Origin of the sequence: Streptomyces sp. NPDC048291 (genome assembly GCF_043201715.1) — a bacterium.
Taxonomy (GTDB): domain Bacteria; phylum Actinomycetota; class Actinomycetes; order Streptomycetales; family Streptomycetaceae; genus Streptomyces.
The window spans coordinates 68170-88144 of the sequence record NZ_JBICZC010000024.1 but is presented as its reverse complement, the minus strand read 5'-3'; the positions used below and the strand labels follow the sequence as shown (position 1 = coordinate 88144).

The 19975-nt window shown below is 72.6% G+C and carries 22 protein-coding genes; 6 read left to right on the top strand and 16 right to left on the bottom strand.

Annotated elements, in window-relative coordinates:
• Positions 1–82: 82 nt before the first annotated feature.
• A complete protein-coding gene (locus tag ACGF5O_RS46265) occupies positions 83–1258 on the bottom strand; it encodes a M23 family metallopeptidase (protein WP_393815963.1) in 1176 nt (391 codons plus the stop codon).
• A 103-nt stretch (positions 1259–1361) separates the two neighbouring features.
• Here ACGF5O_RS46265 and ACGF5O_RS46260 point away from each other — a divergent pair, with 103 nt between their 5' ends.
• Complete coding sequence (locus ACGF5O_RS46260) at positions 1362–1781, top strand: DUF3151 domain-containing protein (protein ID WP_393815962.1); 420 nt, start codon at positions 1362–1364, stop codon at positions 1779–1781.
• A 22-nt stretch (positions 1782–1803) separates the two neighbouring features.
• Here the strand turns inward: ACGF5O_RS46260 and ACGF5O_RS46255 are convergent, their stop codons facing one another.
• From ACGF5O_RS46255 to ACGF5O_RS46235, 5 genes are all read right to left on the bottom strand, one after another.
• A complete protein-coding gene (locus ACGF5O_RS46255) occupies positions 1804–2205 on the bottom strand; it encodes a hypothetical protein (protein ID WP_393815961.1) in 402 nt (133 codons plus the stop codon).
• Positions 2202–2630, bottom strand: coding sequence for an ATP-binding protein (locus ACGF5O_RS46250; protein ID WP_393815960.1), 429 nt, complete (start codon positions 2628–2630; stop codon positions 2202–2204). The genes ACGF5O_RS46255 and ACGF5O_RS46250 overlap by 4 nt, the downstream gene beginning before the upstream one ends.
• A 240-nt stretch (positions 2631–2870) precedes the next feature.
• The gene (locus ACGF5O_RS46245) at positions 2871–3002 is read right to left on the bottom strand and encodes a hypothetical protein (protein WP_393815959.1); all 132 of its coding nucleotides are present in this window, start codon (positions 3000–3002) and stop codon (positions 2871–2873) included.
• Positions 3003–3075: 73 nt separating this feature from the next.
• Positions 3076–3861 carry a zf-HC2 domain-containing protein gene (locus tag ACGF5O_RS46240; RefSeq protein ID WP_393815958.1) on the bottom strand — a complete coding sequence of 262 codons (786 nt, stop codon included), beginning with the start codon at positions 3859–3861 and terminating at the stop codon, positions 3076–3078.
• A 25-nt stretch (positions 3862–3886) separates the two neighbouring features.
• Positions 3887–4489 carry a sigma-70 family RNA polymerase sigma factor gene (locus ACGF5O_RS46235; protein WP_393815957.1) on the bottom strand — a complete coding sequence of 201 codons (603 nt, stop codon included), beginning with the start codon at positions 4487–4489 and terminating at the stop codon, positions 3887–3889.
• A 182-nt stretch (positions 4490–4671) separates the two neighbouring features.
• Here ACGF5O_RS46235 and ACGF5O_RS46230 point away from each other — a divergent pair, with 182 nt between their 5' ends.
• Genes ACGF5O_RS46230 through ACGF5O_RS46220 form a run of 3 tightly spaced genes read left to right on the top strand, consistent with a single transcriptional unit; the run spans position 4672 to position 6826 of the window.
• The gene (locus ACGF5O_RS46230; RefSeq protein WP_393815956.1) at positions 4672–5151 is read left to right on the top strand and encodes a plastocyanin/azurin family copper-binding protein; all 480 of its coding nucleotides are present in this window, start codon (positions 4672–4674) and stop codon (positions 5149–5151) included.
• The gene (locus ACGF5O_RS46225) at positions 5148–6152 is read left to right on the top strand and encodes a metallophosphoesterase family protein (RefSeq protein WP_393815955.1); all 1005 of its coding nucleotides are present in this window, start codon (positions 5148–5150) and stop codon (positions 6150–6152) included. Before ACGF5O_RS46230 ends, ACGF5O_RS46225 begins: the two co-directional genes overlap by 4 nt.
• Entirely contained in the window at positions 6149–6826 is a 678-nt protein-coding gene (locus ACGF5O_RS46220; protein WP_393815954.1) for a hypothetical protein, read from the top strand. The genes ACGF5O_RS46225 and ACGF5O_RS46220 overlap by 4 nt, the downstream gene beginning before the upstream one ends.
• 62 nt (positions 6827–6888) lie before the next feature.
• Here ACGF5O_RS46220 and ACGF5O_RS46215 read toward each other — a convergent pair whose 3' ends face one another.
• From ACGF5O_RS46215 to ACGF5O_RS46175, 9 genes are all read right to left on the bottom strand, one after another.
• Positions 6889–8331, bottom strand: coding sequence for an MFS transporter (locus ACGF5O_RS46215; RefSeq protein ID WP_393815953.1), 1443 nt, complete (start codon positions 8329–8331; stop codon positions 6889–6891).
• A 67-nt stretch (positions 8332–8398) separates the two neighbouring features.
• Positions 8399–9421: a class II fructose-bisphosphate aldolase gene (gene fbaA / locus ACGF5O_RS46210; protein ID WP_393815952.1), complete on the bottom strand. Its 1023-nt coding sequence runs from the start codon at positions 9419–9421 to the stop codon at positions 8399–8401.
• A 163-nt stretch (positions 9422–9584) separates the two neighbouring features.
• The gene (pyrE, locus tag ACGF5O_RS46205; RefSeq protein ID WP_393815951.1) at positions 9585–10157 is read right to left on the bottom strand and encodes an orotate phosphoribosyltransferase; all 573 of its coding nucleotides are present in this window, start codon (positions 10155–10157) and stop codon (positions 9585–9587) included.
• Positions 10158–10167: 10 nt separating this feature from the next.
• On the bottom strand, positions 10168–10956 hold the full coding sequence (locus ACGF5O_RS46200; RefSeq protein ID WP_393815950.1) for an aldose 1-epimerase: 789 nt from the start codon (positions 10954–10956) through the stop codon (positions 10168–10170).
• Positions 10957–11231: 275 nt separating this feature from the next.
• A complete protein-coding gene (locus tag ACGF5O_RS46195; protein ID WP_393815949.1) occupies positions 11232–11978 on the bottom strand; it encodes an SRPBCC family protein in 747 nt (248 codons plus the stop codon).
• A gap of 58 nt (positions 11979–12036) precedes the next feature.
• Positions 12037–13680: a polyamine aminopropyltransferase gene (locus tag ACGF5O_RS46190; protein WP_393815948.1), complete on the bottom strand. Its 1644-nt coding sequence runs from the start codon at positions 13678–13680 to the stop codon at positions 12037–12039.
• 85 nt (positions 13681–13765) lie between these two features.
• Positions 13766–14296, bottom strand: a complete 531-nt coding sequence (locus tag ACGF5O_RS46185) for a DUF2617 family protein (RefSeq protein WP_393815947.1) — start codon at positions 14294–14296, stop codon at positions 13766–13768.
• 330 nt (positions 14297–14626) lie between these two features.
• Positions 14627–14920 (bottom strand): hypothetical protein, encoded by a 294-nt coding sequence (locus tag ACGF5O_RS46180; RefSeq protein WP_393815946.1) that lies wholly within the window; start codon positions 14918–14920, stop codon positions 14627–14629.
• A gap of 134 nt (positions 14921–15054) precedes the next feature.
• Positions 15055–15471 (bottom strand): hypothetical protein, encoded by a 417-nt coding sequence (locus tag ACGF5O_RS46175; RefSeq protein ID WP_393815945.1) that lies wholly within the window; start codon positions 15469–15471, stop codon positions 15055–15057.
• Positions 15472–15659: 188 nt separating this feature from the next.
• Between ACGF5O_RS46175 and ACGF5O_RS46170 the strand changes: the two genes are divergently transcribed.
• Positions 15660–16850 (top strand): pyridoxal phosphate-dependent aminotransferase, encoded by a 1191-nt coding sequence (locus ACGF5O_RS46170; RefSeq protein WP_393815944.1) that lies wholly within the window; start codon positions 15660–15662, stop codon positions 16848–16850.
• Positions 16851–17199: 349 nt separating this feature from the next.
• On the opposite strand, the gene ACGF5O_RS46165 is transcribed toward ACGF5O_RS46170, so the two are convergent.
• A complete protein-coding gene (locus tag ACGF5O_RS46165) occupies positions 17200–18975 on the bottom strand; it encodes a CocE/NonD family hydrolase (RefSeq protein WP_393815943.1) in 1776 nt (591 codons plus the stop codon).
• A gap of 131 nt (positions 18976–19106) precedes the next feature.
• Between ACGF5O_RS46165 and ACGF5O_RS46160 the strand changes: the two genes are divergently transcribed.
• Complete coding sequence (locus tag ACGF5O_RS46160; protein WP_393815942.1) at positions 19107–19964, top strand: PaaX family transcriptional regulator C-terminal domain-containing protein; 858 nt, start codon at positions 19107–19109, stop codon at positions 19962–19964.
• Positions 19965–19975 lie beyond the last annotated feature (11 nt).

The window sequence follows — 19975 nt, the reverse complement described above, 5'->3', positions numbered from 1 at the left end:
CGGTCCCCACCGGCATCTTCCGCAACGTAACCCGGAAACGGCAAGGCCCGCCCGTCGGGACCCCCCGTCCGGCGGCCACCGCTCAGCCGCGGACCGTCCGCCCCCGGTACAGCCGCCCGGACATCCCCTCGAACGCCAGGTCGAGCCCGACCCCGTCGCGTTCCGCGTGGAGGTGCAGGTGGGGCTCGGTGCTGTTGCCGCTGTTGCCGACCTCGCCGAGCGGCTGACCGGCCCGGACCGTGTCCCCCTCGGCCACCGTCACCGAGCCGGGGCGCAGATGGGCGAGCTTCACGATCTCCCGGCCGGTGTCGAGGAACACATGGTTGCCGTAGGGCGGCTGGTAGCGGATCTCCCCCGGGCGCTGGTCGGCGATGCCGTCGGCGGCGGAGACCACCCTGCCGTCGCACGGGGAACGGACCGGCTGCCCGTAGGCGGCGTACGCGGTCAGCTCGCGGCCGGGCCCGGTACGGGTGCCGTACCGGCCGAGCGCGACCAGGTCGAGGGCGGCGCGCTGCTCCGGCACCCGGGCATGGTGGTTCACCGCCGGGCCGCCGCCCTGTACGACGTACCAGGCGCCCTCCAGCGGGAACCGCAGCGGCCGGGACAGCGGGGCCCGCCGCCGGTGCAGCCGGGCGGTGGCGACCAGGACACCGCCCAGGGCGAGGAGTACCGCGCCGACGGCGAGGCCGAGTACGCCGTGGCCGGCCGGGAGTCCCGGCAGCCGCCATGCCGAGGCGAGGGCGGCTGCGGCACCCGTCTCCACCGCGAGCCTGAGCGGACGGGGCTGCATCGCCGGGGCGCCGCAGCCCTCCACGACCACGTAGAACGCGGCGAGGGTCGCCAGTCCGGCGGTCCAGGCGGTGCGATCGCCGGCCGTCCACAGGGTCAGGGCGTTCCAGGCGGCGACCAGGACGAGACAGACCGCCCAGAGGAGGCGTGCGGGCAGCCGGCGCCCGGTCGGGGTGTACCGGGCGCCCTCGATGCGCAGGGCGGTGAGTTCGCCGTCGGGGGCCGTCTGGGCCCAGGCCCGCACCCGGCCCGCGCTGCCGGACACGATCAGCCCGTCCGGGCCGTCCGTCACGGTGCCGAACTCGCCGATCCGGGCGGCGGTGGCGTGCACGATCCGCTCCAGCGTCACGACCCCGACCGCCGCCGTGACCCGCGGGGCGAGCCGCGGCCACTGCTCCGGGGCGGCCGTGAGGAACCGGGTCAGGGCGAGGGCCTCCGGCGGCTGCCCGCCGGGCATCGGATCACGCACGTGTGCTCCCCCTGCCGTCACCTGTGGCCGTCACCTGTGGGACGGGCGTTCTGGAAGACGACGGGACGCGGGGTGAGGTTCTCGGCGGTGGCAGACTGGCGCCATGACGACGCACAAGAACCTGCTCGGTGGTCCGGAGCCGACGTATCTGCCGGAGAACGAAGAGGCGTACCGCCTGCTGGACGAGGAGTCCCTGACTCCCGCCGAGGTCGCAGCACGGTTCCCGACCTTCTCGCCGGCCTGGGCGCTGCTCGCCGAGGAGGCGTTCGGACGCGGCGCGGTCGTCGAGTCGTACGCGTACGCCCGCACCGGCTACCACCGTGGGCTGGACGCCCTGCGCCGCGCCGGCTGGAAGGGGCACGGCCCCATCCCCTGGGAGCACCGGGCCAACCAGGGCTTCCTGCGCTGTCTCGCCGCGCTGGGCCGCGCCGCCGGGGAGATCGGTGAGAAGGACGAGCACGAGCGGTGCTGGCAGTTCCTGAAGGACAGCAGCGCGGAGGCGTACGCCGAACTGCACGGATAGCACGCGGGCGGTCGCGCGCGCCTCAGGTTCCGGGGCGCCCGGCGGCCGTCCAGGCGGCGTACTCCTGGCGGACGTAGTGCTGCCGTCCGGGGGCGGGCGTGGTCGCGTCGGGGTACCACGGGCCGGCCACCAGGCCGGGGTGGCGGCGGTCGTGCCGGACGAGTTGCTCGGCGGTTTCCGCGGCGGCCGCGGCCGGGCCGGGGCCGCCGCCCAGGGCCATCCGGTCCATGAGGGCCGCCCGGCGCAGCAGCCAGGCCCGTTCGGCGGCCGTCGGGTCGGCCGGGGGGCCGCTGACCGGCCCTGCCTGGCGGCCGTCGCGTTCGGCGCCGAGCGCGAGCAGCTGGTGCATCTCGCGGCGCAGGTCGGGCGCGTCGGCGTAGGCCTTGTGCACCGGCGGGGCGCCGGGCTCCGTACGGCCGGTCATGCCGAGCACCTCAGGCAGGCGCGGACCTCGCGGCCGGTGCGGGTCTGGTGGATCTCGGTGGACTGGGCGAGGTACTGGACGATGCCGGTGCCGCGGCCGTGTTCGTCGGGAGCCAGGTCGCCGTGGCGGCGCCGCACCGTCGTACCGGAGTCGGTGACCACGATGTGCAGGGTGCCGTGGTCGAGGGCGAGCGAGAGGGTCATGTGCTCGCGGCCGTACCGGGCCGCGTTGGCGGCGAGTTCGTCGACGATGAGGACGGCGGAGTCCCGCTCGGTCGCGGGCACGCTCCAGGTCTCCAGCAGATCGGCCGCGAAGTGGCGGGCGGCGGAGACGTGTGCCTCCTGTGCGGGGAGGGTGAGCAGCGCCTGGTGGCGGCAGGGCGGGCCGGGCAGTGGACTCGGGCGGGGCGAATCGGTCACGAACATGGTCTTCAGGCTCTTCCGTGGAGGTGGGGTGCGGAGACCGGGACGGAGGCTGTCGCCGTCGGCGCCGGGGCGTCGGTCGGTGTGCCGGTCCTGCGGGGGCGCGCTCATTCAGTTCCACGGACGGGACACAGCCAACGGTTCGAGCCGTTCGCACCTTTTGCCGGAATTCCCGCCGGACTTCTCGCCAGCCCTCTCGCCGGACTTCACGCCGGACTCCTCGCCAGACTTCCCGCCAGACTCCTAGTCGGACTCCTCGCCGGGCATCCCGCGGGACTCCTCGCCAGACTTCCCGCCGAACTCCTCGCCAGACTCCTCGCCAGACTTCCCGCCGAACTCCTCGCCAGACTCCTCGCCAGACTCCTCGCCGGGCATCCCGCCGAACTCCTCGTCGGACTCCTCGCCGGACGTCTCGCCGGCTCCGCCGGATCAGGCGGCGGGCGGTGCCTCACGCTCGGATGGTGACCAGTTTCTGGCCGTCGCCCGCGAGGATCTCGAAGTGCTGGATGTCGCCGGGGGACATGGCGACCGCCCCTGGGACCGTGGTGCCGGGAGGGTATGCGCCGGCCAGCCAGGTGGCGCCGTCCGCTCTGGCGCCGCCGGGCCCAACGGCCTGCAACCGGCAGGTGATTCCGGCCGGCGCCCCCTTGGCGTGGACCTGGAGGACACTGCCCCAGGCGGAGGGGTAGACCTGCACCGAGGCGGAGACGCCGGTGGCGGGATCGCTTCCGGAGAACGTGCGTGAGGCCGTCGGCGCGGTCGCCCCGGGCGGCGTCGCCTGGCTGGTCACGGACCCGGCCGTCGCCAGCCAGGTGCCGCCGGCGGCTGCCGCGACGAACGCCAGGGAGGCGCCGGCACCGGCCAGTTGCAGACGCCAGGTCCTGCGCCGCCGGGCCGCGGCCCGCCGCAACAGGCCCTCCAGCGCACCCGCCTGCGGCGCAGGCTCCACCACGGGCCGCGTGGGCGAGGGGAGCTGCGCGCTCTCGGCCGCCTGAGCCACCAGCCGGTCGGCCAGGGCGCCGTCGGCCGCCGGCATCGTCCGGCCCGCGGCTTCGGCCTCCGCCTCGGTCACCGTCGCCAGCAGCGCGGGCAGTCCCGCCAGCCGGACGTGTTCCGCCCGGCACTCGTCGCACCCGGCGAGGTGGACGCGTACCTGTTCCAGCTCCGCATCGGGCAGTGTGCCCAGGACGTATCCACCCAGGGCCAGCCGGAGAGCGTCATGCTCCGCGCTCACGGTCACCACCTCCCGCACATCACGGTCACGGCTCGATCCCCCGCTCCTGGAGCGCCAGCCGCAGGGCGTGCAGGGCGTAGTACGTCCGCGACTTCACGGTGCCCAGCGGAATGCCCAGCGCCTGCGCGGCCTCCGCCATGGTGCGCCCCCGGTAGTAGGTCTCCAGCAGCACCGCGCGGTGGTCCGGGGACAGCGCCCGCAGGGCGTCGGCGACCGCCCAGCTCTGCAGTGCCTGCTCGATCTCGTCCTCGCCCGGCGTCTGCTCGGCGGCCCACTCCAGCGCCTCGCCGCCCGTCTCGGCCGGCCTGGCCCGCCGGGCCCGGTGGGCGTCGATGACCAGGTGCCGGGCGACCGTGCACAGCCAGGCCCGGGCCGGGCCGCGCGCGGGCTCGAACGCGGCGGGGTGCTGCCACGCCCGCAGCAGCGTCTCCTGGACCACGTCCTCCGCCCATTGCCGGTCTCCCGATGTCAGTCGCAGCACGTAGTGGAACAGGGGCCCTGCGTGCTCCGCGTACAGAGTGCGCAGCAGCTCCTCGTCCGCGGTCGAAAGCGTTCCTCTACCGGAGACACGGCGCGCGGAGCGATCCGGATCAACCCTTTGATCGCGCTTTCGGAAACTCCGGGGCATAAGTCGATCATCGCGCACATGCGGTTCTTTGTCCCGTAACGCACAGATCGGCACAGGTGACGCTCCGCGCCACCGCGAAGAAATCTCGCAAAAGTGTACATATGCCGAACCGTATGGCCCTCGCCGTCCGTGGAGCCGGACAGGAACCGACTTCCCACCCGGCAAAGGACGGACCGAGCGCCATGCACCCGAACTTCCGCATACCAGGCCGACGATCACGTACCGCGGCGGGGCTGGCCCTCGCCGCCCTGGCCACCGCCGGCACGCTGGGGCTCCTCAGCTCCTGCGCCCCCTCGCCGCACGCCCCCTCGCCGCACGCCCCGTCGCCGCACCCCTCCTCGATGCCCGGCATGGACATGCGCGCGAGCCACTCGATCGCGGGCAAGGGCACGGGCACGCCGGTGACCGGGACCGCCGTCGCGATCAAGAACTTCGCGTTCTCCCCGGCCACGCTGAAGGTGACGGCGGGCACGACGGTGACCTGGACCAACCAGGACACCGACGCCCACACGGTCACCAGCACGAGTCCGGGCGGCCCCTTGCACTCCGCCGCCCTGGCCACCCACGCCGCCTACAGCTACACGTTCACCAAGCCCGGCACCTACGCCTACCTCTGCACCGTCCATCCGTTCATGACCGCCACCGTGGAGGTGACCCGATGACCGCATACGACGCCCACGACGAACCCGCCGCGGAACACGGCATGACGCGTCGCCAACTCATGCGGCACGCCGGGTGGTTCGGCGGTGCGGTGGTGCTGACCGTGGCCGGTGGAGAGGTGATCAGCCAGATCGCCGGCGCCCGGGGCTCCACCGCGGCGGCCGCCACCGGTAGCGCGGGTACCGCCGGTACCGCCGCCCGTACGGCCGCCGCGGACAGCGGCACGCTCCGGTTCGTGCAGGTCTCCGACAGCCACATCGGTTTCCAGGGACCGGCGAACACGGACGTGGCCGGCTCGTTCACCGAAGCGGTGAACCAGGTCAACTCGCTCGGGTTCAGGCCCGACTTCGTCATGCACAGCGGCGACCTGACCCACCTGTCCACGGCCGGGCAGTTCGACCAGGTCAAGCAGATGATGGCGAAACTGAGGACGGACCGCGTCTTCACCGTGCCCGGCGAGCACGACTCCATCGGCGACGCGGGCCGCGCCTACCGGCGGACCTTCGGCACGGGCACCCTCGGCGACGGCTGGTACAGCTTCGACACCCACGGCGTGCACTTCGTCGCCCTGGTCAACACCCTGAGCCTGGAGAAGCTCGGCCACCTCGGCAACGACCAGATCGACTTCGTCCGCAAGGACCTCGCCGGCCTGTCCTCGGACACCCCCGTCGTGGTCTTCAGCCACATCCCGCTGTTCGCGATGTACCCGAAGTGGGGCTGGAGCACCGACGACGCCCTCAAGGTCATCGCCCTGCTGCGCCGTTTCTCCTCGGTCACCTGTCTCAACGGCCATGTCCACCAGCTGTTCAGCAAGACCGAGGGCAACATCACCTTCCACTCGGCGACCACCACCGCCTACCCCCTGCCGAAACCGGGCCGTGCCCCCGCCCCCACCCCGCAGGTGGTCCCCGCCCGGCAGCTCAAGGCGGCGCTCGGCATCCGCAGCGTCGGCTACCACCGGGGCGACCGCGAACTGGCCGTCAAGGATCAGAGGCTGGCATGAAGAGCCGAACACTCCTCGTCCGCGCCCTGCGGTGGGCGACCGCCGCGACCCTCGCCGCCGGCGGCTACATCCACGCGCAGCTCTACGCCGACGGCTACCGCTTCGTCCATGTCGTCGGCCCGCTGTTCCTCCTCCAGGCCGGTGCCTCCTTCGCCCTCGCCGTCCTGTTGGCGGCGGGCACACCGCCCCCGCTGCTGCGGGCCGCCGCGGCCGGCGTCGCGCTCGGCGCCCTCGGCGGCTTCGCGGCCTCGCGCACGGTGGGCGTGTTCGGGTTCACCGAACGCGGTCTGCGGCCCGCGCCGCAGGCCGCCCTCAGCCTCCTCGCCGAGACCGGCACGCTGCTGTGCCTCGCGCTCTGGCAGGCGGCCGTGTTCCGGGCCCGACGCCGAGAGGCACCGCCCGTGCGCCTGGAACCACGCCCGGGAAGCGCCTGGCCGAGCCCGCGTCTGCGCGAACTGAGGAATACCGTGCGCGTCCTGCTCGGCCTGGACGACGACACCGCCGTCGTGATCCGCCAGCTCAGCGGCGACGCACGGGGCTGCCCACCGCCGGAGACCGTCGTCGAGGTACTGCCCATGGACGGCGGCGAGCCGCACCGCTGGACGCTCCACCGCTCCGCCGACCAGATCACCGAGCACGACCTGCGGACCGCCCTGCTCCACCGCCGGCAGTAACCACCGGCAGCAGCCACCGGCCCTGGCCGCCGGCCCCAGCCACCAGCAGCGGCCACCGGCGCCTAGGGCCGGCCCTCCGCCTCGATCGGCGGTGACGTCACGTTCCCGTGGGTACGGCACTCCGGGCGTACGCAGCCCGGGGCCGGCCTGCGGACCAGGGCGAAGGCCAGGGCCGCGCCGACGACCAGGACGCCGGCGCAGATGGGCATTGCCCGGTGGAAGGCCGCGTCGAACGCCGAGGCCGACCGGTACGCCTCCGGGCCCATCCCCGCGAGCAGCGGCAGCGCCGCCACCGCGATCAGGCTGGCGGCGCGGGCCGCCGCGTTGTTGATGCCACTGGCGATGCCCGCCCTGGTCGTGTCCACGGAGGCGAGGACGGAGGCGGTCAGCGGGGCCACCAGGACGACCATGCCGACGCCCTGCACCAGGACCGCCGGGAGGACGTCCGTCAGGTAGTTCGCGTGCTCGCCGACCCGCAGCATCAGGAGCATCGCGGTGGCGCACAGCAGCGGGCCGACCGTGAGGGGGATGCGGGGGCCGATGCGGTCGGCGAGGGCACCCGAGCGGGCCGAGAAGAGCAGCATCAGGGCGGTCGTCGGCAGCAGCGCCGTACCGGCGGCCAGGGCCGAGTAGCCCGCCACCACCTGGAGTTGGAGCGCGGTGAGGAAGAAGTAGCCGCCGAACGCGCCGTACACGCACAGGGTGACGACGTTGAGCGCCGTGAACTGGCGGGAGCCGAAGATGTCCAGCGGGAGCATCGGGTCCTGGCGGCGCTTCTCGACGTACACGAAGGCCACGCCGGCCGCGACGCCCGCCACGGCGAGCAGGGACGCGGTCCCGGCCTCGATCAGCGCGAAGGTCACGAGGCCGAGGGCCAGGGCGCCCAGCACCGCGCCGAGGACGTCGAAGCGGCCGTGGGCGCGGCCGTCGGCGGACTCGGGGACGTGGCGCAGGGCGACGGGGACGCAGAGCAGCGCCAGCGGGACGTTGAGGAGGAAGACCCAGCGCCAGCCCGGCCCGTCCACCAGCCAGCCGCCCAGGAACGGTCCGATCGCCGCACCGATGCCGCCGAAGCCGGACCACAGGCCGACGGCGCGGGCCCGGTCGTCGGGGTGGAAGGAGGCCTGGATGAGGGCGAGGGAACCGGGGGTGAGGAGGGCGCCGCCGATGCCCTGGAGGGCGCGGGCGCCGATCAGTACGGCGTCGGTCGGGGCGAGGCCGCACATCAGGGACGCCGCCGCGAACCAGACGACGCCGATCACGAAGATCTTCCGGCGGCCGTACTGGTCGCCGAGCGAGCCCCCGAGCAGGATCAGGCCGGCCAGCGTCAGCATGTACGCGTTGATCGTCCACTGGAGCGCGGACAGGCTCGCGTCCAGGTCGTCGCCGATGCGCGGCAGCGCCACGTTGACGACGGTGGAGTCCAGCAGCGCCATGCTGGAGCCGAGGACCGTGGTGAGCAGGATCCACTTGCCCTGGGCTGAGGCGATCCGGACGTCGGGCATGGTTCCAGGTATACAGCGGACCCGGCGCCGTAGACAGACGAACGCCGGGTCCTGACCGTAATGCGGCTTACTTGATCTTGTTGCCCGCCGAGCGCAGGTTCTGTGTGGCCTCGACGACACGCGCGGCCATGCCCGCCTCGGCGAGCTTGCCCCAGGTGCGCGGGTCGTAGGTCTTCTTGGAGCCGACCTCGCCGTCGACCTTCAGGACGCCGTCGTAGTTCCTGAACATGTGGTCGGCGACCGGACGGGTGAAGGCGTACTGGGTGTCCGTGTCCAGGTTCATCTTCACGACGCCGTTCTCCAGCGCGGTGCGGATCTCCTGCTCGGTGGAGCCGGAGCCGCCGTGGAAGACGAAGTCGAACGGCGACGGCTTGCCGAACTTGGCGGCGACGCCGTCGCTCAGCTCCTTGAGCAGGTCGGGGCGGAGCACGACGTTGCCCGGCTTGTACACGCCGTGCACGTTGCCGAAGGAGGCGGCGAGCAGGTAGCGGCCCTTCTCACCGAGGCCGAGCGCCTCGGCGGTGCGGATCGCGTCGTCGACCGTGGTGTAGAGGGAGTCGTTGATCTCGTGCGAGACGCCGTCCTCCTCGCCGCCGGTCGGGGTGATCTCGACCTCGAGGATGATGTTGGCGCGGCGGGCCTGCTCCAGGAGCTCCTGCGCGATGGCCAGGTTGTCGGCGAGGGTCTCGGCCGAGCCGTCCCACATGTGCGACTGGAAGAGCGGGTTGCGGCCGTTCTTCACGCGCTCCTCGGAGATCGCGAGCAGCGGACGCACGTACCCGTCGAGCTTGTCCTTCGGGCAGTGGTCCGTGTGCAGCGCGACGTTGACCGGGTACTTCTCGGCGACGATGTGCGCGAACTCGGCGAGCGCGACCGAGCCGGTCACCATCTCCTTCTTGTACTGGCCGCCCAGGAACTCGGCACCACCCGTGGAGATCTGGACGATGCCGTCGCTCTCCGCCTCCGCGAAGCCGCGCAGCGCCGCGTGCAGGGTCTGGGTCGAGGTGACGTTGATGGCCGGGTAGGCGAACTTGCCTGCCTTCGCCCGGTCGAGCATCTCGTTGTAGACCTCGGGGGTTGCGATGGGCATCTGTCCGCTCCTTGGGTGTGCGGGTCGGGTACTGCTGGTTCTCTACGGCCCTGACCTAGACCTGTGTGGGGGCGACGTCATCGTCGTCCCCATCTTTCCAGACATGAACCGATGCGCCGGGCGCAGGTCAAATCCGGGTCAATCCCACTCGTCAACAGGGGTGTCAGTCCAGCCCCAGTTCATCCTTCGAGAAGGCGAACAGGTACGGCACCCCGGCGCCCTCCTGGATCTTCTCGGCGGCGCCCGTCGCCCGGTCCACGATGGTGGCGACGGCGACCACCTCGGCGCCGGCCGCGCGCACGGCCTCCACGGCGGTGAGCGGGGAGCCGCCGGTGGTGGAGGTGTCCTCGACGACCAGGACGCGCCGGCCCTTGATCTCCGGGCCCTCGACCTGGCGCTGCATGCCGTGCGCCTTCGCCGCCTTGCGTACGACGAAGGCGTCGAGACGCCTGCCGCGGGCGGCTGCCGCGTGCAACATCGCGCCGGCGACCGGGTCGGCGCCCATGGTGAGCCCGCCGACGGCGTCGAACTCCAGGTCGGCGGTCAGGTCCAGCAGCACCTGGCCGACCAGCGGGGCGGCCTCGCCGTCGAGGGTGACGCGGCGGAGGTCGACGTAGTAGTCGGCCTCCAGCCCCGACGACAGGGTCACCCTGCCGTGCACCACGGCCTTGTCCTTGATCTGTTGCAGCAGCTCAGCGCGGGTGCCTTGCGGCATTACTTCGTTGACGTCCGTCATGCCGACCAGCTTAGAGGCGCGTCCACGTCCAGGTGGTCGTGGCTTCCAGGGGCTCGATGGGGGTGACGAGCCGGGGCAGCGTGTTCAGCCCGTTGGGCGGTCCGGTCTGCGGTTCCACGCAGACGGCCTCCGCCTGCTCGTCGTAGACCACGACCCACTGTTCGCGGCTGGCGACCTTCAGCCGCAGCTGTCCCGGCCAGGTGAGGGTGACGTCGACTCCGTCGGGCATGCCGAAGCAGTCGTCCCAGGGGCTGGGCTTCGGGTCGATCCGGTTGCCGGTGGGCAGGTGGTCGCTGCCGCGCTCCTCCTGCCAGGCGGGGGCGAAGTCCACCTGGGCGTCCTGGCCGCCGAGGTTCCGGTTGAACCAGGGGTGCCAGCCGATCTGGGCCGGGAAGGAGTCGTCGTACGTCTCCACGGACATCGTCAGCGTCAGCGAGTCCTCAGCGAGTTGTACGACGTGGGTGACGCGGGCGGGGTGCGGCCAGGGGGCGCCGAGTTCGCGGGTGATCACGGCCTCGGTCGCGGAGACCCGCGCGGTGCGCCAGGCGCCGTCGCGGGCGGTGCCGTGGATGGCGTGCGGTGGGGAGTTGAGGGGCATCTGGACGACGGTGGCGCCGTCGAGGAAACGGCCGTCCCTGATCCGGCCGCACCACGGCACCATCGGGAAGCAGCCGAACCGCTCGCCTTGCCGGAGCAGTTCGAGGTCCCCGACCTCGAGTCCGGCGATCCGGCCGCCGTTGCCGGGATGCAGGTGCAGGGTGACGTCGCCTGCGGTCAGCGTGATGTCTTCGTTACTCACGTGACGAGAGTAGTGGGGGACACGCCTCGTGTTTCGGGTGCGGGTGGGTGGGGGGTGCTCGCGCAGTTCCCCGCGCCCCTTGCGGGGCACGACCCAGCTGCGGGCAGCCGGTCCACCGCGGGCCGGTGGGGGCTGGTCGCGCAGTTCCCCGCGCCCCTTGCGGGGCTACCTAGCTGCGGGCAGGCGTGCCGCAGGGCGGCACGGGTGGGCGCGGCGGCACTCGGCTAGCGCCGGGGAAGCGTCCCCACCCCCCGGCTCCAGCCCACTCGCACGGCTCACCGGCGTCGCCGCAGTGCTCTCGTCACCACGATCGCCGAGGCCAGTGCCAGTGCTGCCGCGGGGGCGGCCCAGCGGAGGGCCGAGCTTCCGACCACCGTCTGGGGCGCCGGGACCGGCGCGTACCGGCCTCGCGGCGGCGCGTGGTCGACCTCCTCCGCGCTGCGGCCGATCATCGTGCGGCGTGCGTGCGCCGCCTCGGCGAAGATCTCGGGAAGCGGCTCCACCACCGGCTCCGGCCCCGGCTGGGGTTCCGGCTCCGGTTCCGGCGCGAGCGACGGCGGCGGGACCTCCGTCTCGAAGACCGTGGCAGCCGGTTCGGCGGCGGGCGCCTCCCCCAGCCCCTCCGCGAAGCGGCTCAGCAGCCTCGTCGCCGCCGACTCCACCGCCTCCGCCGGCAGCTCCGCGACCCGCCCGTCGGCGGAGGCCGTCCCGGTCACCGTGACGGTGCACCCCTCGCCCGTCTCCGCGAGGCGGAAGGTCAGCGCCAGCTTCACCGTGCCGGTGCCGCGGGCCTCGGTGGCGTCGCCGTCGACCGCGTAGGAACCGTCGTCGTGGGCGCTCACGCGCAGGGAGCCCCGGTAGGTGATCGAGTGGCTGCCGATACGCACCTTGAGGCGGCCGGTGCCGGGGTCCGCGCCCGCGTCCTGCTGGAGGCCGGGGACCGCCCGGGCGACCCGCGCGGGGTCGGCCAGCGCCTCCCGCAGCCGCGAGGCGGGGGCCGGGACGTACACCTGGTGCTCCATGGCGACTGAGCCTACCCACGAGTCGGTCCGGCACACCCTCCCCGACGCACGGGTCCGCTCAGTACCGCGGGTGCACCAGCGTCGACGGCGGTGGCAGCCCGGCCGGCGGCGTCGGCAGGGCGTCCCGCCGCAGTCCCCCGTCCGTGAGCGTCCGCAGCCGCGCGCCGTCCGCCGGGAGGCGGAGCGGCGGCCCGCGGGAACCCGCCGTCGCGAGGATGAAGCCCCAGTCGTGCGGGGCCCTGGACTCGCCCGCCGAGCGGTCGGGGCCCGGGGTGAACCCGGCGTCCTCGCCGAGGACCCGGTAGGGGGTGGTGGCAAGGCCCGCCGCCCGCAGGGTCGCGGCGACCGTCCAGAAGGCGTGCGGGCGGGCCTGGACCGGTCCGGCGTGCACGACCAGCCGGCCGCCGGGGGCGAGGGCGCGGCGGACGAGGCCGTAGAACTCCTGGGAGTACAGCTTGGTGCTGGCGGTGATGCCGGGGTCGGGCAGGTCCGCGATGACGACGTCGTAACCGGAGTAGCCGGAGCGGGGGGCCTCGCGCAGCCAGTGGAAGGCGTCGGCGGTGAAGACGTGGACGTGCGGGTCGTCGTAGGCGTGGCCGTTGAGCGCGGAGAGGGCGGGGTCGTGGCGGGCGAGGCGGACCAGGCCCGCGTCGAGTTCGACGATGTCGACGCGGTCGACGCCGGGGTGGCGCAGCACCTCGCGCGCGGCCATGCCGTCGCCGCCGCCGAGGATCAGCACGCGCGCGTGCGGGCCGGTCAGCGCGGGGTGGACGAGGGCTTCGTGGTACCGGCGTTCGTCCCGGCCGCCGACCCGCAGGCGGCCGTCCAGGAAGAGGTCGAGGGGCCGGCCGCGGGTGCCGCCGGTGAGGACGATCTCCTGGACGTCCGTCTGGAGGGCGACCCGGACGTCGGCGCCGTAGACGGCGTGCCGTGCGGCCCGTTCGAAGTCGCCGACGAGGACGGCAGCGGAGGCGAGGAGACCGAGGACGGTGACGTTGGCGACGAGCAGGGTCCAGCGGGCCCGCCGGGACAGGTCGCGGCGGAACAGGCCGAGGACCAGGGCGCCCCCGGCGACCACGTTGACGGTGCCGGTGAGCAGGGTGCCGGTCAGCTGGCCGAGAAAGGGCAGCAGGAGGAACGGGAAGGCGAGGCCGCCGACGAGCGCGCCCACGTAGTCGGCGGCGAACAGGTCGGCGACCGCGCCGCCCGCGTCCTGGCGGCGGATGCGCTGGATGAGCTCCATCAGCAGCGGCACCTCGGCGCCGATGAGCAGGCCGATGGCGAGGGAGAAGGCGACCAGGAGGCAGCGCGGGCCGGCCGCCCACAGGCCGCCCCAGCCGCCGGTCCAGGCGAAGACGGCGTAGAGCGCCATGGCGCTGCACCCGCCGACCAGTGCCAGCGCGGCCTCCACCGCGGCGAACCCGGCCGCCGCGTGCCAGCGCAGCCGTTTCGCGCCGAGCGAGCCGACGCCCATCGCGAAGACCATCACGGACAGCACGACGGAGGCCTGGGTGACCGAGTCGCCGATCAGGTACGAGGCGAGGGCGACCAGTTCGAGTTCGTACACCAGTCCGCAGGCCGCGCAGACGAACACGCACGCCAGGACCAGGAAGCGGCCCGTCCCCGGCCGCACGGGCAGCGGCGCGGGGGAGCCCCAGGGCGGCGGTGTGCCGGGAGGGGCCGGTGCGTGCGGATCGATCACTCTGCGACGTTACGTCACTCGCTCGGTACGCTTCGTCACCCACACGTGTGGAACTCGGGGCCCTTTGACGCCCCGTTGGTTTATGTCATCCGGCCACGGGTTGGGACACCTGGACCCGTACGCCGACCCGGGTCCGGGTCGCGACCAGCTGGCCGTCCTGCGGGTACGCGTGCCAGGTGCGCCAGTGCACCTGGCCCTCGTGGCGCTGGGCCAGCATCGCCGTGAACGCGTGCGGGCTGCCCGGGAAGACCCCGGCCAGGCCGTGCGGATGCTCGGAGACGAGGGCCAGCAGTTCCTGGGCGCGGCCCGCGAAGGAGCCGGGTGACAGCACCTCGACGCGGGCCGCGAACTCGTACTCCCAGTCGCCGATGCGTTTGGCGACCCCGAGCGGCAGGGGGGTGCTGGACCCCGGGATGCACGCCACCGTCTCCGAACAGCCGCCGCACTCCTCCTCCAGGAGTACCTGGTGGGACGCGCCGAGCAGTCTCAGCTGCAGCTTCGCCCCGGTCAGCTCCAGGTCGAGGGTGGCCAGGGCGGGCAGCGGCTCGCGCCCCAGGGCCCAGGCGAGGTCGGCCGCGCGCGTATCGGTGTAGGAGGTGTTCAGGGTCGTGAGCATGGATCGGCTCCGCTAAAACGCAAAGGGGAGGAGGGTGGTCCGGCGCACCTCGGTCGACACCGGGAGATCGGCCCGGCCGGCCCAGCCGGGGGAGGGTGTCGTCAGGACGTCCGAGGCGCCGCTTTGGTGATTTAGAGGGAATCATGAACTGTGGTGCCGCCACAGCGTTTTTACCCAACTTCGTGGGGTTTCCATCCCTCAGAGGGCTCCACAGCTCAACTGTTCAACCAAGTTGTGCGCCCCACCGATTCCGGCGCGCGCCGGGGCGTCCGGCGAGAGCTCCCCTGCTCTCCGTCCGGACGCCCCGGTTCCCGGTCACCGCCGGACGGCTCAGCTGCCCCCGCCGCAGCCCCCGCCACCGCCGCACGACGAGCCGCCCCCGCAGGACGACCCGCCACCGCACGAGGAGTGCCCGCCGCCGCAGGAGTGGCCACCGCCGTGGTGACCTCCGCCGTGCGAGGACGACCCACCCGAGCCCCCGGCCCACCAGCTGCCGGAGCTGTCGTAGGACGAGGAACCGCCGCTGCGGTACGCCCCCTTGGTCCCGCCGCCCCGGCGGACCGCCGACGCGACGATCGCGAGGCAGACGACCGCTGCCACCACCACGATGAAGACGGTGCCCATGGCGTCACCTTCTTTCCGTTCCCCCGAAGGCGACCCCCCGTGGGCGCCCCGGCCGCCGCGAGAGCGCGGCGTGGACTGGGGATGCCCGGCCGTCGTGGCGGCCAAAGCGGAGTTGAGGAACTTCTGAGGGTCCCTCAGGACAGCCGGCCCCTGGTCAGCGCGAACAGGATCAGGAGGTCGAGGGTCATCACGGGGATGGCCCACAGCGGGTAGTACGGAACGAACATGAACTGGCTGATCAGACTGAGCGCCGCCACGGCTATGCCGGCCCCGCGGCCCCAGCCCTGCTCCGTCAGCACGCCCAGGCCGGCGACGACGAGGGCCAGCCCGATCACGAGGTGGATCCAGCCCCAGGCCGTCAGGTCGAACCGGTAGGAGTACCGGGACGCGGCGAACAGGGTGTCGTGGGCGATGCCGGACGCCCCCATCAGGATGCTGAGGGGGCCGCTGAGCATCATCATGCTCCCGGCGAACATGGACGCGCCGTCGACCGTCGCGCCGCCGCCCGGCTCCCCGTGTCCTCGCTGTGGCGTGCTCGGCACCGTTGTCATGGCGGCAGCCTTCCTGTGCAGCGCGGTCACCGGGGCGCGGTGCCCGCGCGAAGTCGGCCATGCTCTCCTGCCAGCATGGCCGCAATCCCCCGGCACCGCGACCGCAGCCGGTACCGCCGTCGGGGCATCGCCGCAGGTGCCGCCCGGCGGCCGGGCCGGGTTGAGGAACCCCGGGGCCCGGGGTCAGGATGACCGGCATGACCTCCAGCGAACGCCCCCTCCTGAACCGCCGGCTGGCCGAGTTCGGCACCACGATCTTCGCCGAGATGTCCGCCCTCGCCCTGCGCACCGGCGCCATCAACCTGGGCCAGGGCTTCCCGGACACCGACGGCCCGGAGGAGGTCCGCGAGGCGGCCGTACGCGCGCTCCGCGAGGGCCGCGGCAACCAGTACCCGCCGGGCCCGGGCGTCCCCGAACTGCGCACCGCGATCGCCGCGCACCAGGCGCGCCGGTACGGGCTGTCGTACGACCCGGACGCCGAGGTCCTGGTCACGGCGGGCGCCACGGAGGCCATCGCGGCCGCCCTGCTCGCCCTCGTGGAGCCCGGGGACGAGGTCGTCGCCCTGGAGCCGTACTACGACTCCTACGCGGCGAGCATCGCGATGGCGGGCGGCACCCGGGTCCCGGTCACCCTGCGGCCCGACGCCGGCGCCTTCCGCCTCGACCTGGACGAACTCCGCGCGGCCGTCACCCCGCGCACCCGCCTCCTCCTCGTCAACACCCCGCACAACCCGACCGGCACGGTCCTCACCCGCGCCGAGCTGACCGCGATCGCCGAACTGGCGGTGGAGCGCGACCTGCTGGTCGTCACGGACGAGGTGTACGAGCACCTGGTCTACGACGAGGCGGAGCACGTGCCCCTCGCCACCCTCCCCGGCATGCGCGGGCGCACGGTCACCATCGGCTCGGCCGGCAAGACGTTCTCCTTCACCGGCTGGAAGGTCGGTTGGGTCACAGCGACCCAACAACTCACGTCCGCCGTACGCTCCGCCAAGCAGTTCCTGACGTACGTCGCGTCGGGTCCCTTCCAGTACGCGATCGCCGAGGCGCTGCGCCTGCCGGACTCCTACTTCGACAGCTTCCGCACCGACCTCCGCCGCAAGCGCGACCTGCTCGGCGACGGCCTGCGCGCGGCCGGCTTCGAGGTCTACCAGCCCCAGGGCACGTACTTCATCACCACCGACATCACCCCCTTCGGCCAGAAGGACGCCTACGCCTTCTGCCGCGCGCTCCCCGAACGCTGCGGCGTCGTCGCCGTCCCCAACTCCGTCTTCTACGACGACCCCGCCGTCGGCCGCAGCCAGGTCCGCTTCGCCTTCTGCAAGAAGGACGAAGTCCTTGACGAGGCAGGCAACCGCCTGCGACGCCTGGCGTCCTGAACTCACGCGCCTTCGCCCCGAATGAGACCGAGGCAAGGCAGTCACTGGCATGAACGGGTCGACTCCCAAGGTGGTCTGCACTCGAACAAGTGCAGACCGGCCGATCGAACTCGGCAGCCGCCAGTACGCAAACCTTCACCGGGTAATCGGTGGGTGACGGGCCGCAGCCCGAAGACCTCGGTACTCCGTGCACTGGATCTGGGTGAAACCGGCCGTCAAGTGACCAGAGTGACAAGAGCCGTATGACGGAAGACTGTCACGTACGGATCAATGGGTAGCCCGGGGGTGAGATTCCCCCGGGCTACCCGGCCAAGCGCCGCACCCTTCGGTTTTCGCTAGTGGTGGATGTTCACCGCGTGATGGGGAGGAGGGCGGCGGAGGTGTGGTGGCCGCCGGTGTGGATGGTGTGGGTGCCGGTGTTGAGGGTGGGGATCGGGGTGTTGGGGTCGCCTCCTGTGCCGCGTGGGGGTGTGAAGGGGCCGGCGTAGTGGCCGGCGATCTCGACGACGAGGGTCTCGCCGGGGTTGACGCGCATGCCGGTAGGCCACAGGCCGAGGTCGACCTGGACGGGCGTGCCGGGCTCGACGGGTTCCTCGCGGGCGTGGCTGAGGTAGGGGGCCAGGTTGGTGGACTTGTCAGGGTCGAGGGCGCGGTGGGAGACGCGCAGGCGTCCGGCGGGGCCCGAGTAGGCGAGTGGGGCCGGGAGCGGACCTTCCTTGGCCAGAGCGTCGATCAGGTCGGCCAGGCCGGGGAAGGGGACGTGGTAGGCGAGTTCGCCGTCGGTGCCGAGTTTGTAGACGGCGGCGAAGAGGTCGAGGTCGTTGCCCTCGCTGGTCTCGACCCAGAGACGGAGGTTGACCGGGCCGAGGAGTTCGGTGGTCCTGGTGACGGTGTAGCGGAAGGTCGCGGCGGCGGCCGGGTCGGTGGAGTCGTAGGAGATCGAAGATGGGGTGGTCGGCCGGTCGGGGGTGAGAGTGCCGGTGGCCGCGTCGAGGTAGAGGGTGGTCGCCGTGAGAGGGGCCGGCGGCCAGGTGTCGGCGGTGTGGTGGGTGTCCTGGCCGCCGGGGTCGATGATGGCGTAGCGGACGCGGGGGGTGGTCTCCCAGCCGTTGTCGGCGCCCTTGAGGTAGTGGTCGAAGAAGCGGCGTAGGTCGTCGACGCTGTCGGGGGTGGCGATGTCGACCCATTCCATCGTGTTGTGGATCCGCAGCCATTTGTCGGTCGAGGCGAGCTGCCGGAATCCGGCCTCGGTGCTGCCGCTGTGGATGGCGTTCGTCCAGCTCGCCACCACGTAGGCGGGGATGTCGACGGCGGACAGGTCGGCGCGCTTGTCGGCCCAGTAGGCGTTGTCGGTGGGGTGCTCGGCGAGCATCGCGGTCATGTCCTCGAAGCGGCCGAGTCCGACGAGGTTGCCGATGATGTCGTCGTCGTGGAAGGCGGTGTCGGGGATGCCACCGCGGCCGATGACGTAGCGGTAGGTGTCGGTGAGGCCCTCCCACGGCGCGATCGCGGTGAGGTGCGGGGGCCTGAGCGCGGCGGCGGCCCACTGGACCATGGCGAGCTGGGAGTTCCCGGCCATCGCGACCTTGCCGGTGCACCACTCCTGGGCGGCGATCCACTCGACGGTGCCGTAGGCGTCGCGGCCCTCGGCCGTGCCCATGAACAGCATGTCGCCCTCGGAGTGGCCGGTGCCACGGGCGTCGACCACCACGATCGCGTAGCCGTGCTCGCACCAGTAGGCGGGGTCGAGCGCCTCGAACGGCTGGAGGCCGGAGACGTGCTCGGCGGGCACGCCGAAGTTGGCGACGGCATGGCTGTGGTTCCACCAGCCGCCGCGCTTCACGTACGGGGTGTAGATCAGCACGGCCGGAACGGGTCCGTCTCCGGCCTTGCGGTAGACGTCGCCGTACAGGGTGACGCCGTCGCGCAGGGGTATCGCGACATCGTCGAAGACCTCGATGTCGATGGTGAGGGGGCGGGCACCCTCGGCGTGGACGCTTCCGGCCGGGAGGATCCGCGTGCCCGGCGCGAGGTCGGGGACCGGCGGGTCGGACTGCTCAAGCGGGTTCGCCGACCGGAACCGCACCCCGATGCCGAAGCCGTCCAGCGGGCTTTCGTCGGTCATGGCTCTGCTCCCGTCTCCGTGGCCGCCGGGCGGGTGGGTGTGTTCCGGGCGGCTCGACACCATCGAAACATGTTGCATTATTTTGCGTCAACACAAAACTATGCCCAATGTCGCCAGAGTAGGATCAGGTCATGAGCACGTCGATCGAGAGGAAGGCGCCGTCCTCCCCGCCACCCCAGGAACTGGTGCTGGAGTTCCTCGGCCTTCAGGTGCTCGGCCGGGCGGGAACGGTCGAGCCCCGGGTGCGGCCGGTGCCCGCCCAGGTCTTCCTGACGGTCCTCGGGGCGCTTGGCGTCTCTGATGCCGCCGGGCGCGCGGCGCTGAACCGCATGGTCACCCGCGGTCTGCTCACGCGGCACAAGCAGGGCCGGACAAGTGCGTTCTCCCCGACCGACGTCACGGTGGCGATGCTCGACCGGGGCCGCAGGCGCATGTTCTCGCCCACGCCGTTCGAGCAGGCCGATGGCGGCTGGACGATCCTCAACTGCCCGATCCCCGAAAGCCTGCGGAACCTGCGCTACCAACTGCACGCCCGGCTCGCCTGGTCGGGCTTCGGCATGGCCCAGGCCAACCTGTGGGTCGCCCCCGGCCGGATCGACGTCGAGGAACTGGTGGGCGACTTCTTCCCACCCGATTCCCTCGGCCTCGTCCAGGCCTTCCACGGCGTCCCGACCCCACCGACCTCGCCTGAGAGCCTGGTACCGCTGGCCTGGGACCTGAAGGCGCTCCGCCAGGCGCATCTCGGCTTCGCCGACCGCTGGACGGACGAGGCCCCCGCCTCCCCCGAGGAGGCCCTGTCGCGCTTCCTCCTGCTCGCCGAGGACTGGGGGCGACTCCTGCGCACCGACCCTGGGCTGCCGGCCTCCGAACCGGGAGAGGACCGCCCGTCAGTGCGGTCTGCCCAGATCTTCCGACGTCTCGACGCACTCCTGGGCCCCCTCGCCGAGGAGCGCCTACGCAAGCTGATGCCCCTCGAAACGGCAAGCTGAGAGCCTGGCGA

Bases quoted from the DNA above. Each gene is read 5' to 3' on its own strand.
- ACGF5O_RS46260 (WP_393815962.1), top strand. From the start codon at position 1,362: ATGACGACGCACAAGAACCTGCTCGGTGGTCCGGAGCCGACGTATCTG.
- ACGF5O_RS46255 (WP_393815961.1), bottom strand. From the start codon at position 2,205: ATGACCGGCCGTACGGAGCCCGGCGCCCCGCCGGTGCACAAGGCCTAC.
- ACGF5O_RS46250 (WP_393815960.1), bottom strand. From the start codon at position 2,630: ATGTTCGTGACCGATTCGCCCCGCCCGAGTCCACTGCCCGGCCCGCCC.
- ACGF5O_RS46245 (WP_393815959.1), bottom strand. From the start codon at position 3,002: ATGCCCGGCGAGGAGTCTGGCGAGGAGTCTGGCGAGGAGTTCGGCGGG.
- ACGF5O_RS46235 (WP_393815957.1), bottom strand. From the start codon at position 4,489: ATGCCCCGGAGTTTCCGAAAGCGCGATCAAAGGGTTGATCCGGATCGC.
- ACGF5O_RS46230 (WP_393815956.1), top strand. From the start codon at position 4,672: ATGCACCCGAACTTCCGCATACCAGGCCGACGATCACGTACCGCGGCG.
- ACGF5O_RS46225 (WP_393815955.1), top strand. From the start codon at position 5,148: ATGACCGCATACGACGCCCACGACGAACCCGCCGCGGAACACGGCATG.
- ACGF5O_RS46220 (WP_393815954.1), top strand. From the start codon at position 6,149: ATGAAGAGCCGAACACTCCTCGTCCGCGCCCTGCGGTGGGCGACCGCC.
- ACGF5O_RS46215 (WP_393815953.1), bottom strand. From the start codon at position 8,331: ATGCCCGACGTCCGGATCGCCTCAGCCCAGGGCAAGTGGATCCTGCTC.
- fbaA (WP_393815952.1), bottom strand. From the start codon at position 9,421: ATGCCCATCGCAACCCCCGAGGTCTACAACGAGATGCTCGACCGGGCG.
- pyrE (WP_393815951.1), bottom strand. From the start codon at position 10,157: ATGACGGACGTCAACGAAGTAATGCCGCAAGGCACCCGCGCTGAGCTG.
- ACGF5O_RS46195 (WP_393815949.1), bottom strand. From the start codon at position 11,978: ATGGAGCACCAGGTGTACGTCCCGGCCCCCGCCTCGCGGCTGCGGGAG.
- ACGF5O_RS46185 (WP_393815947.1), bottom strand. From the start codon at position 14,296: ATGCTCACGACCCTGAACACCTCCTACACCGATACGCGCGCGGCCGAC.
- ACGF5O_RS46180 (WP_393815946.1), bottom strand. From the start codon at position 14,920: ATGGGCACCGTCTTCATCGTGGTGGTGGCAGCGGTCGTCTGCCTCGCG.
- ACGF5O_RS46175 (WP_393815945.1), bottom strand. From the start codon at position 15,471: ATGACAACGGTGCCGAGCACGCCACAGCGAGGACACGGGGAGCCGGGC.
- ACGF5O_RS46170 (WP_393815944.1), top strand. From the start codon at position 15,660: ATGACCGGCATGACCTCCAGCGAACGCCCCCTCCTGAACCGCCGGCTG.
- ACGF5O_RS46165 (WP_393815943.1), bottom strand. From the start codon at position 18,975: ATGACCGACGAAAGCCCGCTGGACGGCTTCGGCATCGGGGTGCGGTTC.
- ACGF5O_RS46160 (WP_393815942.1), top strand. From the start codon at position 19,107: ATGAGCACGTCGATCGAGAGGAAGGCGCCGTCCTCCCCGCCACCCCAG.